This is a genomic window from Betaproteobacteria bacterium, assembly GCA_016194905.1.
GTDB lineage: Bacteria > Pseudomonadota > Gammaproteobacteria > Burkholderiales > JACQAP01 > JACQAP01.
The window spans coordinates 15,931-29,147 of the sequence record JACQAP010000031.1 but is presented as its reverse complement, the minus strand read 5'-3'; the positions used below and the strand labels follow the sequence as shown (position 1 = coordinate 29,147).

The window sequence follows — 13,217 nt, the reverse complement described above, 5'->3', positions numbered from 1 at the left end:
CCGGTCATTTCCCCATCGCCTTCCGCTTCCACAGGTCCCAGGCTCGTTCGTAGCCGCCGAATCCCTCGGTCTTGTGTGCCTCCTCGGCATCGAGATACGTGATTTCACCGCCCAGCGCCATGGCCTGCGCCTGCAGCTTCGCGTTCATCTGCAGGTAGTAGCTGCGCCCGACCACCTGCGGCAGCGAATCGCCCACGACAACCGCGCCATGGCCGCGCATCAGCGCGGCGGGTTTGTCGCCGAGCGTGCGCGCGAGCGCCGCGCCGAGTTCCGGCGTCTTCACCAGCATGTCGGTGTCACCCGCGACATCGCGGATATCGAAGATCGGCACGCCTCGGCCGATGAAGCCGGCCATGTGATAGAGCGGTCGAAGCGCAACGGGGCTTGCGCCGAAGGGAATGACGGCGGCAGCATGGTTGTGGACCACGGCTTTGACTTCCGGCCGCGCCTTGTAGATTTCCCCGTGGATGAAACGCTCGAGATACATTCTGGCATCGCCGTTGCCCACGGGCCTGCTGTCGAGGTCGAGCTCCAGGATGTCGTTCGCGCCGACCAGTTCCGGTGCGATCGAACGCGCGATCAGGTAGCGGTTCGGGTTCTTGTCATGGCGAACGCTTACGTGTCCGTAGCCGTCCACGATTTCCAGCGCGGCGAGTATGCGGTTCGCCGCAACCAGGTCTTCGATCAATCCGGGATCGGCTGTAACGGGTTCTGCCCGTGCGTTGCGCGCCGCGCCCGTCAGTGCGCCGGCGAGAAGGACGCCGCCGCCGATCAGGAACTCGCGCCTCGCGAAGCTGCGATACGTGGAATCTTTCCTCTTCATGGATCCTCCGTGGTTGTGAAGTCGGCTTTCAGCCCGCAACCTCTACCAGTATCTGCGCATTTCCAGATAAGTAAACGACGCCGTCCAGCTCACCATCAATAATCCGACGAGCGACTCGATGCCGCAGATCATGCGCAGCGGCCCGGTCGGATAGATGTCGCCGAAGCCCAGCGTCGTGTAGGTTTCGCTGGAGAAATACAGAAAACTGGCGAGCGAATCCTGGAACGTTCCGCCGAATCCGCCCATGCCGAACTTGTCGCGCAGCAGCCAGAAGGCGAGCGCGAATACCGCGATCTGCAGAAGATGACTCGCCATCGCGCCGACCAGCGCGACCAGCACCTTGGCGCGGGTGGAAATGATTTCGGTACTGTTGAGGCGATCGTTCAACAGTCGCAGTGCTTCGTAATGCATCATGACGCTGACGCCGACCAGGAAAAGACAGAGCAAGAGAGAGGGGAGCATGCGCGTACCGATAACAAGTTCGAAACCGTGACGGGGTTTAAACGCATGAGGTGAGCGATAGTGGACAACCACGAAACGAAATCTCGAGGACGACAAATTTCTGTTCTAGGTGGATGCAATTTTATCAACCACTACTGATGACGAAAGGAGATCGAGATGATTATTTCTATCCTGCAACAATTGCGCATGTTGATCGTCAGCGTGGCGCTCGCCGCATCGTTGCCCGTGCTTGCCCAACAAATGTCGCGTCAAGTCATCGTCAACGGCGCCGTGATGAATAGAGCACAGCTCATGGTCTTGGACGCGCTCAACTGCGGTTCATCAGTGCCGGACGGACGCTACTGGCTCAATACCCAGACCGGCGCCTGGGGATACCAAGGAGGAGGACAGGAAGGCGTCATTGGCGAAGACTGCTCAGGGTCGCAAGTCCAACCTGGCGGTGACGTCGAGAAGGGCGAGTGTGAAAGGAAGTATCGGTTGCATGAAGATCGCATGTGCTACTGCTACCATGTCTGTTAGCGGAAAATCAACATGCTAGTACGGCAACGCCGTTGTCCTATATGCTGATAGTCGCGCCGTCTCGCGAGGTTTCCTCGTCGAACCTACATACCGGAGCATGGAAATGGGGAAGCGCCCGTGCCACCGTATCCTTGGATTTCTGCTTCTTGCCGCGTTGCTGGCGACCGGCACCCCCGGGTGGGCAGCCGATCCCGCCGAGCTTCAGCGCGACGCCATTGCCAAGATCGATGCCTTCGTCGATTACTTTCGCAAGACTGGCGACTACCGATCGCGTATTGCCGACCTGGCTGATGCCGAGCGCCAGCTGCGTGCCAGCGTCGATGGCTTCAGCGGCCGGGGCGATCTTGCCAACGCCGCGCTGAGTTTGATCAGGCTTGGCCAAATACAGCGCATGCAGGGCAAATGGGATGCGGCACGCGCTTACTACGAGCAGGCCGAAGCGGCAGCCCGCAAAGCCAATCATCCCGCACACCAAGCCAAGGCCCTGGTGGGGCGCGCCCAAAGCGAGGCAGAGCTGCGCAATCTCAGCGCTGCCCAGGCGGATGCCGAACGCGCGGTCGATTTGGCGTCGCCTGTGGCAGACAAAACCTACCTATTCGACGCCCTGGGTATCCTGGCGCAGCTCCAGATGAAGCAGGGCAATTTCAACGCGGCGGCAGACAGCCTCAACCGTGCCTTCGCGTTACCCGGGATCAAAGACGAGCTGCTCTACTACGGCTACCTGGATCGATCGGACGTCTATTTGAAGCTGGCGGAGAAGTGCGATTACCAGCGCACCTTCGACGCTTGCTTCCAGGCCCTGGACCGCACGCGTCAGGACCTGGGCAAGGCCCTCGCGATCGCGCAGAGGCTGGGCTGGACCGGACTCGCCAAGCAGACACAGGATTTTTTGAAATCCGCCAACGCGCGCGCCGAGCTGATCGGCGCCCAGAAGCGTTCTCAAGAGAGCCTCCAGAATGTGAAGGTCTTCCATCCCGAGAAGCCCTCGGATGTGCTGGCGACGGAGCGCTTTGTGAGTGAGGACTTCGGTTTACCGCCGGAGATGAGCCAGCTGTACGAGCAGTCGAAGCGGTTCGAGGCGCAAGCCGGCCCATTCGGCAACTCGGTCGCCGCCACCTCGCTGCACACAGATGGCCTGATGCAGCAATCGAGGGGGGATCACGCCGGCGCGCTGGCGTCTTTTATGAAAGCGGTGGAATTGTTGGAACAGGATCGGCGCACGCTGCAAGACGACAAAGCGCGCGGCACCTTCCTCGAAAGCAAGATGGGCATCTACTACTCCGCCATCCTGGAGCTGCTCGACATGCGCCGCTATGCCGAGGCTTTCGAGCTGATGGAGCGCTCTCGCGCTCGCGCCATGGCGGATATGCTGGCCGCCCGCGAGCTGAGCCTCTCCGGAGCCGGCGAGCAGCAGCTCTACGCCGAGTCGGTGCGGTTGCGCACGGCCATCGCGGCCAAGCAGGCCGATCTGTTCCGCTTGATCAACGCAGCCGCCAAACCCGATGCGCTAGCCCCGGTCGAGCGCGAGATCGCCTCGCTGGAGGACGCTTACCGCAAGCTGCTGGCACGCATCTCGGTGGAGGCACCTCATCTTCAGGAGCTTACTACGTCGCGCGCCATCTCCCTTCAGGCTCTGCAGGAGCGGATGAGGCAGGACAATTTCGAGGTGCTCGAGTACCTCGTGAGCGAGACCGCGGTGAACGTCTGGCACATCGATGCCGATGGAGTGTACGTGCGCAACGTATTCCTGCCGCGATCCGAGCTGTTCGCCAAGGTGGAAGCGCTGCAGAAAAGCCTGTCGGACCGCAATAATGCCTTCGACCGCAAGACGGCGCGCGAGCTGTACTTGTTTCTGATCCAACCCGTCGCAAGCTCGATTCGCGGAGAGCGCCTGGTGATCGTCCCTCACGATGCGCTGCACTCGCTACCGTTCCAGGTGCTGGAGAATCCGTCGGATGGATCCAGCCTCGGTGAGCGCTACCAGCTTTCCTACGCCCCGAGCGCTACCATCCAGATGGGATTGCGCAAGACTGCGGCTGGCGGGAAGAAGACACTGCTGGCGGCAGCCGATCCGGAGATCAGCGAGGGCGAGCACGAGGTCGAGAGCATCGCGAAGCTGTATTCCGGACGCAGCAAGGTGATGCTCGATTCGCTGATCAAGGAGTCGGACGTGAAGGCATCGGTGGGCGACTATGAAGTCGTGCATCTGTCCGTGCATGGACGATTCAACAGCCAGGAGCCCATGCTGTCTTACCTCAAGCTCGCCCAGGGAGCACAGGACGACGGGCGGCTCACCGCCGCGGAGATGTTCGGCCTGCCGCTGGCCAAGACCAGCATGGTCGTTTTGAGCGCCTGTGAGACCGGCAAGGCCGAGGCCACCCGCTCGAATGAAGTGCTGGGGATGCTTCGAGCGCTGCTCTATGCAGGCGCGAGCACCTTGGTTTTATCCTATTGGGAAGTCGACTCCGCCTCGACGGCGCTGTGGATGGAAACGTTCCACCGCGCCGCGCAGGTGGGCTCGCCGGCGGAAGCTGCGCGGCAAGCGTTGAGGGCCGTGAAGAAGCGGCCGGAGTATGCCCATCCCTACTTCTGGAGCGCGTTCATGCTGGTGACGAGATAACGGTGGCGACGCCTCTCGACACGATCGGCGAGAAGCTGAAGGCTGTGGCCACCGGCTGGACCTCCTATACCGCCTTCGCCAGCTTCCTGCTTTACGTGCTTGGTTATCTCACGCTGCGCTTCCATTTGACGGCACTGGGCGTCGGCACCGACCTGGCAGTGCTCGATGAGCGCTACCTGTTCGCTGGCGCGAAGTTTGTGGTCTATCTCGTCTCGGCGGTGCCGATCGTGCTTCTGCTCGCGTTGATCGTGTTCGGCCTCCTGTACGTCCCGTTTCGTTTGATGCCAGCCTCCATTCGCACCAGCGTGTGCGCTCGGTGGACGCAAACCCGCGCTCACCCCATCCGCCTTGCGCTTGCCGGTATCATCGTCTCCGTGCTGATGATCCAGCTCGTGATGCGGCAGTGCTTCGTTTACAGCAATCTTTTGCTCGCTCCAAGCCTTCCGCCAGAGCCCGCCTGGCTTGCGTGCCTGATGCGCAGCGATGGTCTCATGTCCCTCTTCTACAGCGGGCTGGTCGCCGGAACGATAATCCCGGCTGCCATCGTCTTCGGCCTCCACGGCAGCCCGGAAGAGAGACGAAGCTCCTGGCTGCTGCGGGCACTGCTGATCTTTCTGGTCGCGGTGCAGGGTTTGCTGCTGCCGGTCAACTACGGCGTGCTGATCGTCGACAAATCGCTTGCGCGCGTGAGCATGATCGGCGCTGAACCCGTGAAAGAGGGGCTGCAGGCGTGGCTGGTGTGGGAAGGGAAGGACGGAGTGACCTATCTGGTACGCAAGAGCGAAGGCAACACGCGCTCGCTCCTCACGGTCCCGCGTGCCGATGCCAAGAAGACCGAGATCATCGGCTACGACCGTATCGTCCCGACTCTGGTTTCCGATCAAGAAGGACGCCGCGAATGAGCATCGCGTTACGGATAGGCGTATGTGCCGCGATCATTGGGATCGCGCTTGGAGACGCAAGCGGTGCACGAGCGGATACCTTGTTCGATCGCATTTTGCGAGTGATGGGAATTTCCGCAACTCCCAGCCAGATGAAAGGCGACAGCGACGTGATCGCCGGGCAAATCTGGATAGCCGAACTCGAGTTCGGCCGTCGCACGGCGCTCACTACGGATTCCGGCTATCGCTGGCCGGTCTATGAGCCCGGCGGCGAAAGCGTCGTTTCACTCCAGGGCGAGAGCGTCGTGAGGGTCTCGGCGAAGGCGCGCGAGGTCAAGGTCCTGCACACGATTCCTGGCGTGGAGAAGCTGGTCGGCTTCGATGGTGAGGACCGCGACAATCTGCTGGTTGTTTTGGACAACGGCAAAGCTCCCCTGGCCATGCTGTCGCTCAAAACCGGTCAGCTTACGCCGCTCCCCTACGACGCCAAGTCCAAGGATCACCGCCGCATGCTGAGCCACGTCAGGGGGCAGGAGCGGCTCTACGGAACCTCCCGTGTCTACGTCAAGACCGAAAGCAAGCAAGGCATGGAAGGCGCGCTGGAGTGGGGCGACGTCTATCTGCAGCAGGGCAAGGCCACGCCGCGCAATATCAGCGGCTGCGATGGCGTCACCTGCTCGCAGCCGTCGCTCTCCCCGAATGGCATGGCGGTCGTATACATCAGGGCGAGCGCGCACTAAGGTTGCTGCGCCGCTCTTCGGCCCTTGTCCGGTTGAAACCGGACCTACAAGGAAGATGTGCTGGCTTTGTTCCGGTGAAACCTCGATGCGCTATTACGGATCGCCCGCGCAGCGGAGTTGCCCGCATGCGACGGAATTGGTGTTCCGGCATCACGCCGCGCTACGCGGGGCGCACCGTCGACACGGCGTTCGCGGAGCGATCCGGGGCGAGAGGCGGTGCTAAGGCGCGCTACCCGCAAACGGCCGATTCCATCGGTAACGAGTCCGCGCGCCAGCCTGCACTGAAACGCGCATGAACCTGGCGCGTTTCAGTTACGACGTATTGGTTACGACGTAACCTGAAGGTTAGTCTCCACTGAAACTTTCGGTTTTCTGAAGGTTAGTCGCCACTGAAACTTCCTTCGTTGTTTTCACGACCGTCACGCCGTCACGTTGTCTTTGCTATCCTTCCCCCGCACAACAACGATATTTTCCGAAGCGAGACCTTCTCATGCCATCCGACAGTCCCGACCTGCGCAGTGACAATACGGTTCCCTGGCAACCGAGCCAGCGTTACCCCGACCCCGCGATCCAGATACTGGACCCGAGTTTCGCCAAATACCGGGTGAATTCCGCGTCGGTGGAGCGGATCGCACACGGCTTCCGCTGGTGCGAGGGGCCGGTCTGGTTCGGCGATGGTCGCTATTTGTTGTGGAGCGACATCCCGAACAACCGGATGCTGAAGTGGGAGGAAGAAACCGGTGCCGTGAGCGTATTCCGCAAACCGTCAGCCTTCGCCAACGGCAACACGCGCGACCGCCAGGGACGGCTGGTGACCTGCGAGCACGGCGGACGGCGCGTGTCGCGCACCGAGTACGACGGCAGCGTGACCGTGATCGCGGATCGCTTCGAGGGCAAGCGGCTCAATTCACCCAATGATGTTGTAGTGAAAGCTGACGGTTCCATCTGGTTCACCGACCCGCCCTTCGGGCTGCTCGGCAACTACGAGGGTCATGTCGCCAAACAGGAACTGCCGATGAATGTCTATCGCGTCGACGGCAGCAGCGGCGAGATCACGGTGGCCGAGAGCGAAGTGAACCGCCCGAACGGACTGTGCTTCTCGCCGGACGAGTCGATCTTGTACCTGGTCGAATCGGGCAGCACGCCGCGCAACATCTACGCATACGACGTGACCGATGGCGGCAAGCGGCTCACGCGCAAGCGCAAGTTCCTCGACGCCGGACCCGGCACGCCCGACGGCATGCGCTGCGACGCGGACGGAAATATCTGGTTCGGCTGGGGAATGGGCAACGCGGAACTCGACGGTGTCGTCATCTACAACCCGGACGCGCGCCTGATCGGACGCATCGCACTGCCGGAACGCTGCGCCAACCTTTGCTTCGGCGGCCTCGCGCGCAACCGGTTGTTCATGGCTGCGAGCAAGAGCGTCTATGCGCTGTATGTGAATACGCAGGGCGCACCCGGCGGCTGACGCCGCGCGCGTCCTGCTTAGGGGAAAGGGGCGAGGGGACAATAAAATGGTAATTCACTGATTGGGTAATTAGGTGAAGTAGTCGCGCCTCCATCTGACAGACAATGTCCGATTCCTGGGAATTTTAGACCGACGAGCGACGGGCAAAAACCGGCCAAAACCGGACCGTTGAGTATTTCCTCCATAGCGGGCTGTCGCGCCAAGGCTCCACAATAACCCGATGCTACCCGTCCGTACTATCATTGCATATGCGGACAGACCCTCTCGGGGGGTACGCGATCAATCAGATGATTAATGCGCGATGGCACGTCCTGCGAATTTCAACAGTACTGACCGGTCGGTCTGTTGAATAACTGTTGGGCACCACGAAGACAGGAGTAGCTGATGTCTGAACCGCCGAAAAACCACACGACTGCTCGGTGCTCATGCGGAAGTGTCGAACTCGAAGCGAGCGGCGCTCCCATCACAAGCGTTGTTTGTTACTGCGACGATTGCCAGGAAGGCGCCCGCCAACTTGAAGCGTTACCGAATGCACGTCCCGTTCAAGATCCCGATGGCGGGACCGCATACATCCTCTACAGAAAGGATCGCGTTAAATGCTCAAAGGGAGCCCTGCTCTTGAAGAGCCACAAGATCAGGGAAAAATCGGCCACAAACCGAGTCATCGCCACCTGCTGCAATTCAGCCATGTTCCTCAACTTCGATGACGGGAAGCATTGGGTTGATGTGTACCGATCGCGGCTTAAAGGAGATATCCCGCCCTTGCAGATGCGTATTTGTACAAAGTTCAAGCCCGAGAACGGCGATGTTCCGAGCGACATGGCCAGTCACTCGAGTTATCCCCTCAAGTTTATTGCGAAGCTCCTTGCTGCCAGGCTGGCAATGCTGCTTCATCGATGAGCCGTGGCGTGGTGCCCAACCATTCGTTCAACCGGACGCCGCTTCGCGGCTCCGGTTAACTCAGGCGTTGGGCTTCTGGAAACGCATGGTATTGATCCGAAAAATTCGGGGAGCGGATTTGGGTGCAACGTTGGCAATCGTCAACGAGGCTGCCCAGGCTTATCGAGGAGTGATACCGGCCGACCGGTGGCGCGAACCCTATATGCCGCCGGATGAACTGGGAAAAGAGATTGCGGACGGTGTCACATTCTGGGTCGCGGAGGAAGACGGACGTCTGTTAGGGGTCATGGGGATTCAGGACAAGGGAGAAGTCGCTTTGGTACGCCACGCCTACGTCACGCCGACCGTGCAGAGGAAGGGGGTGGGGACAAGGCTCCTGCGCCATGTGGAGGGCCTCACGGACAAGCCCGTTTTGATTGGTACCTGGGCGGACGCGTCCTGGGCGATAGAGTTCTATCGGCGGAACGGATTCACCGTCGTCCCGAACAGGCACAAAGACTCCCTGCTCCGGAGATACTGGTCAATCCCCGCGAGACAGGTCGAAACGTCGGTTGTACTTGCCGATGGACGATGGATGGAAGCCCGACAGCGCGCTCCAGCGGATGGCTAATCGCCGCCGCCGAGCGTCACGTTAGATCGCTCTCGAACACCAAACCGCATACCTATGGAGCATCACCTTCGGATCGCGAGGCCTGTCACCGACCTAGCGGCAACCCAAGCCATGTACTGCCGTGGCCTCGGTCTTCGTGTTGTCGGCAGCTTCGAGAACCATGAAGGGTTCGACGGCGTCATGCTCGGCACCGCTGGCGCGAATTACCACTTCGAGTTCACGCACTGTCGAAGCCATCCTGTCGTGCCCGCTCCTACGGCCGAAGACCTGGCAGTCTTCTACATCCCTTCGTCGACCGAGTGGCAAGCAGCGTGCGCCAACATGTCGGCGGCTGGCTTCAAACAGGTCGCGTCATTCAACCCGTACTGGACAATCCAGGGCCGAACGTACGAAGACCAGGACGGCTACCGTATCGTTCTGCAGAATGCTGAGTGGAGCAATGTCGAAGCGTCCTGAATCAGCTCCACTACGGGCATCCTCTTATTCATGCTCGTAGCCAGAATCGGGTTCAAGTCCCATGCTTTCTCCATTTCATCTCGGATAAGTTCCTCGTTGGCTTCTGAATGGCTGCAGCGATGATGTTTGAACAAGGTTAGGAAGGACCCAGCACAAAATTCAGCAACCCCTCCAAATTGTTGGAAGTCTTGTCGGCTTCAATGCCCAGTTCCTCCATGGGCAGATTGAATCGGTTCACCCAGTAAGTCGTATAACCGAAACTCTTTGCGCCGTAAGCATCCCATCCGCCAAAGGCTGCGAACACGATTTCTTCTTTTTTGAGTTTCAGTCTTTCCATGCCCAGTTCATAGGCACGAGGTTCGGGCTTGTATGTGCCATTTACTTCGGTGCTCAGCAATTCGTCAAAGAGGTCTGTTATTCCTGCTCCGTCGGCGTTTGAACGAAGCATCTTCTGACTGAAATTCGAAATGATGATGATGCGCACCCCGGAAGCTTTCAGCTTGCGTAATGTATCGACGGTATCGGGCCACGGCTTCAATGTCAGGTACGCATTCAGGAGCTGCTTTTGTGCTCCGGGAGGCAGCTCGAGCTTCATTGCCTTGGCGGTGTAAACCAACGCGTCTTCGGTGACTTTGAAGAAGTCGGCGTGGCGATTCGTAATGGATCGCAGAAAACCGTATTCGAACTGTTTGCCGCGCCACATCCTGGTGATCTCGGCGCCTTTGCCGGGAAAGACTTTCTCGACTTCGGGAATGACGGAATTGGCGTCAAAAAGTACGAAATAGTCGAATGCTACGGCCTTGAACCGCGGCGTGGAGTGTTCCTGCGCCAAACCCGGTCCGCACGGTAAAACCACGCACAAAAGTGCGAGAAGAGTTTTGGCTCCAGGAAACCTTGTCATGGTTTTTCCTTTTCTGATTGTTTTGATTCATCGATTGGCTGAACGTCAAATCTTCCAGCGCAGCATCGTAGCGCGCAGGAAGCGGAATTGCTCCTCGCAACGCCTGCATGCCGGACAGCGCTTGAGATGGGCGCGCAGCAACAGGCGCCTGAAGAATGACATTTCTCCGTCCATGCCCACGGACAGCAAACGGGTCGACTCCGGACAGGTGATCATTTCTCACGCCTCCATCGGCTGCAGAAACCAGTTGGTTTCCAGGCAGCGCCGCAAAGCCATCCGCGCCCGGTACATCAGGACCCTGAAGTTGGTCTCGGTGATCGACAGTTCGAGGCAGATCTCTCGGGTCTCCATCTCGAATAGCTCCCGCATCATGAAGACGCGTGCGGTGCTGGCAGGCAGTCGCTTCAGGCAGAAATCGACCATGTCGAAAAACCGCTTTTCCTCCCAGGACGCGGAAGGGTCGCGCCACTGCCCGGGACCGATCTCCCACACGCGCTCGGCGCTGGAGGTGAAAAACTCGTCGATATCATTCAGATCGAGTTCGGCCTGCAGTCCGATTATGTCGACCTGATCGCGCTTACGCCGGCGCAGCGCATCAAGAACCTTGTTCTTCAGGATCCCGGTGAGCCACGTCTTGACGGTGGATTGGTGGGCGAAACGGTCGAGCCCGCGATAGGCCGCCAGGAGGGTTTCCTGCACCACGTCCTCCGCAAGGTCGCGGTCTCGCAATTGCACGATTGCCACGCGCAGCAGGTATGGACGACACGCTGCCGCCGCTGCTTCGAAGTCCACAATGTCCGGCCTTCGAGTCATCGCTTCGCACGGTATTGCCACCGCGGCGGACGCGGCTCCAATCGGAGACGCAGATCTAGGCAGCCTTTGCATATTCGATGTCGTCTTTGTATAGCCGGTAGGCGTCCGCGTATTCCATGACGCGGGCCACCTCGCCGATCCATTCTTCGCCGTAGCACGCACGCCGCAGCAGATGGAATCCCATTTCCATGCCCGCAGCGATGCCGCCAGCAGTGACAATGCGCCCGGCGTCCACGACGCGCGCTCTGCTGATGCGGCATTTAGGCGCGATGACTTTGAGCCGATCGATCGGTACCTTGCCCAGGTTGGATGCTTCCAGCCGGTCGGGCTCCTTGCGGTTGGTTGCCGGCAAGCCGTCGAGCAGCCCGAGCTGTCCGTAAATCCAGGACCCGGTGCAAACGCTGGTTAGGAGCGTGTCTTCGGGCAGCCCGCCGATGAACCGGTGGAGATTGCCGTTATGCATTTCCTAGCGCGTTCCGAAGCCGCCGGGGATGAGAAAAGCATCCATGTCAGGATGGTCGTTGAAGGCATAGTTTGGCAGCAGCATCATGCCGGCTTGTGCCTGGACCGGGTGCATCGACTCCGCTATCAGGAACACGTCGAGCTCCGGATCGAAGCGGCGCGCCACCGAGAAGACGCCGTAGGGTGCGGCAAAATCCACAATTTCAGCTTCCTTGAAAATGTAAATACCAAGCCGGAATCCCGGTGTAACCGGTGGATTCATAGCCATTCTCCTGTGAGGGTTGCCTGCTGCCTTTCGTGCAGCAGCAGCCAGAATAATGATTGCGGTCCGCAGATTGACCCGCGGACCGCATGCCACGTGTACGAGAAACGGGCCGTCAATGGATTCAGTGATTCAATGCCGGCCAGTTCCTTTCCGCCTTTGCGATATACCCGGTGGAATCCTTTTCCCATACCTTCTGGATGTCCGCGTTGAAGTTGAGATACAGCTTGCCGTCCACGACCTTCCAGCCGTTCACCGGATCGATATCGAACAACTTGCCCTGCGACACACCCCAGGAGCAGAAGCCACCATATTGCGGCGAGTAACGGGCGGGGTTGGCAGCGAAGGCGTCACGATGCTCGCGGCTTGCAAACTGCCAGGTCACGCCGCCGTATTGAACGGTGTACTTGTCGGAACCCAGTTCGGGCCTGCCGTCGAGGAAGTAGGCCATGACGTCGTAGCCCTTGGCGCCGAGGCCGGCGTACAGGGTGTTGTACTCCGCGCCGGTGGTCTTGACGGCATGGGCCAGCGGTGCGCCAGCGAGCGCAAGTGCGAGGGCAACGGCTGCGGTTCCAGCGGTCTTCTTCAGATTCACGAAAGGGAAAAGCATTTGAAGTCTCCTTGGAAATTGTGGGTCATCGGTTTTCGACCCCGGGGCAGCGAATCCATGTGCAAGTGAAATCCGCCTCGAGGACCTGCTTTAGTCGAATCGAAGGTGCCGAGTGTTACACGCAGGCGGCAAATTCCATCGGCGAATCATGATGACCTCTGGATTCAGGGAACGAGTGGCAAGGGCGACAGAATAGACATGCGCTGAGCCGTGCACCATCACTCCGGACGCAAGACACCATTGCGTTTCCTGCAAGAATCCGGGCGGCAATGCGCTTGTGTGATTCGTGCACCTTCGGCACGAGTGTCCTGCGGGATCGGATCTGGTTGGCTTCGCAACGGCAGCTATATTGGGTCGCGTAGCGACAAGTCGTGAACCGACCACTTCGAGACATTCGTTAGCCGGATCTCATCGCCTGAATGCCTACGTTCAGGTCGTCGCAATCAAGGTTGTATTCGACACCTGGAATACTCACTCGCAGCACGAGCCCCGTGCCTGAATGGGCGGGCACTTCGCCGAGCCGAACGAGCAGAACACGCAGCAGTCGCCAGAATTTGGGCGCAAGAGCGCCTTGCAGTTGCTGCACTCGTAGTGGAACTGGCAGGCGTCAGTAGGCATGGTTTCCTGCTTGACGAAACCGCAGTGCGGGCAGGTCAGCACGGATTCGAGGACGATGGCATTCTTCAC

The 13,217-nt window shown here is 59.7% G+C and carries 16 protein-coding genes and 1 pseudogene; 9 read left to right on the top strand and 8 right to left on the bottom strand.

What is annotated here, in order from left to right:
* Positions 1 to 4: 4 nt before the first annotated feature.
* A complete protein-coding gene (locus tag HY067_20910) occupies positions 5 to 823 on the bottom strand; it encodes a class II aldolase/adducin family protein (protein MBI3530414.1) in 819 nt (272 codons plus the stop codon).
* Positions 824 to 865: 42 nt separating this feature from the next.
* Positions 866 to 1,285 (bottom strand): two pore domain potassium channel family protein, encoded by a 420-nt coding sequence (locus HY067_20905; protein MBI3530413.1) that lies wholly within the window; start codon positions 1,283 to 1,285, stop codon positions 866 to 868.
* 156 nt (positions 1,286 to 1,441) lie between these two features.
* On the opposite strand from HY067_20905, the gene HY067_20900 reads away from it, so the two are divergent.
* From HY067_20900 to HY067_20860, 9 genes are all read left to right on the top strand, one after another.
* On the top strand, positions 1,442 to 1,804 hold the full coding sequence (locus HY067_20900) for a hypothetical protein (GenBank protein ID MBI3530412.1): 363 nt from the start codon (positions 1,442 to 1,444) through the stop codon (positions 1,802 to 1,804).
* A 97-nt stretch (positions 1,805 to 1,901) separates the two neighbouring features.
* The gene (locus tag HY067_20895) at positions 1,902 to 4,424 is read left to right on the top strand and encodes a CHAT domain-containing protein (protein ID MBI3530411.1); all 2,523 of its coding nucleotides are present in this window, start codon (positions 1,902 to 1,904) and stop codon (positions 4,422 to 4,424) included.
* Positions 4,425 to 4,426: 2 nt separating this feature from the next.
* On the top strand, positions 4,427 to 5,326 hold the full coding sequence (locus tag HY067_20890; protein MBI3530410.1) for a hypothetical protein: 900 nt from the start codon (positions 4,427 to 4,429) through the stop codon (positions 5,324 to 5,326).
* Positions 5,323 to 6,045 (top strand): hypothetical protein, encoded by a 723-nt coding sequence (locus HY067_20885; GenBank protein MBI3530409.1) that lies wholly within the window; start codon positions 5,323 to 5,325, stop codon positions 6,043 to 6,045. The genes HY067_20890 and HY067_20885 overlap by 4 nt, the downstream gene beginning before the upstream one ends.
* Positions 6,046 to 6,170: 125 nt before the next feature.
* Positions 6,171 to 6,341: a hypothetical protein gene (locus tag HY067_20880; GenBank protein ID MBI3530408.1), complete on the top strand. Its 171-nt coding sequence runs from the start codon at positions 6,171 to 6,173 to the stop codon at positions 6,339 to 6,341.
* A 194-nt stretch (positions 6,342 to 6,535) separates the two neighbouring features.
* Complete coding sequence (locus HY067_20875; GenBank protein MBI3530407.1) at positions 6,536 to 7,516, top strand: SMP-30/gluconolactonase/LRE family protein; 981 nt, start codon at positions 6,536 to 6,538, stop codon at positions 7,514 to 7,516.
* Positions 7,517 to 7,900: 384 nt separating this feature from the next.
* Entirely contained in the window at positions 7,901 to 8,416 is a 516-nt protein-coding gene (locus tag HY067_20870) for a hypothetical protein (protein ID MBI3530406.1), read from the top strand.
* An 85-nt stretch (positions 8,417 to 8,501) separates the two neighbouring features.
* Positions 8,502 to 9,026 (top strand): GNAT family N-acetyltransferase, encoded by a 525-nt coding sequence (locus HY067_20865; GenBank protein ID MBI3530405.1) that lies wholly within the window; start codon positions 8,502 to 8,504, stop codon positions 9,024 to 9,026.
* A 54-nt stretch (positions 9,027 to 9,080) separates the two neighbouring features.
* Complete coding sequence (locus HY067_20860) at positions 9,081 to 9,482, top strand: VOC family protein (protein ID MBI3530404.1); 402 nt, start codon at positions 9,081 to 9,083, stop codon at positions 9,480 to 9,482.
* 136 nt (positions 9,483 to 9,618) lie between these two features.
* Here HY067_20860 and HY067_20855 read toward each other — a convergent pair whose 3' ends face one another.
* The 6 genes and pseudogenes from HY067_20855 to HY067_20830 form a co-directional block, all read right to left on the bottom strand.
* Positions 9,619 to 10,383, bottom strand: a complete 765-nt coding sequence (locus tag HY067_20855; protein MBI3530403.1) for a haloacid dehalogenase type II — start codon at positions 10,381 to 10,383, stop codon at positions 9,619 to 9,621.
* A gap of 45 nt (positions 10,384 to 10,428) precedes the next feature.
* Positions 10,429 to 10,599 (bottom strand): zf-HC2 domain-containing protein, encoded by a 171-nt coding sequence (locus HY067_20850; protein ID MBI3530402.1) that lies wholly within the window; start codon positions 10,597 to 10,599, stop codon positions 10,429 to 10,431.
* Positions 10,600 to 10,602: 3 nt separating this feature from the next.
* Positions 10,603 to 11,196 (bottom strand): sigma-70 family RNA polymerase sigma factor, encoded by a 594-nt coding sequence (locus HY067_20845; protein ID MBI3530401.1) that lies wholly within the window; start codon positions 11,194 to 11,196, stop codon positions 10,603 to 10,605.
* Positions 11,197 to 11,251: 55 nt separating this feature from the next.
* Positions 11,252 to 11,920, bottom strand: a pseudogene (locus HY067_20840) (DJ-1/PfpI family protein).
* Between the two features lie 124 nt (positions 11,921 to 12,044).
* Positions 12,045 to 12,530, bottom strand: coding sequence for a hypothetical protein (locus tag HY067_20835; GenBank protein ID MBI3530400.1), 486 nt, complete (start codon positions 12,528 to 12,530; stop codon positions 12,045 to 12,047).
* A gap of 471 nt (positions 12,531 to 13,001) precedes the next feature.
* On the bottom strand, positions 13,002 to 13,217 hold the full coding sequence (locus HY067_20830) for a hypothetical protein (GenBank protein ID MBI3530399.1): 216 nt from the start codon (positions 13,215 to 13,217) through the stop codon (positions 13,002 to 13,004).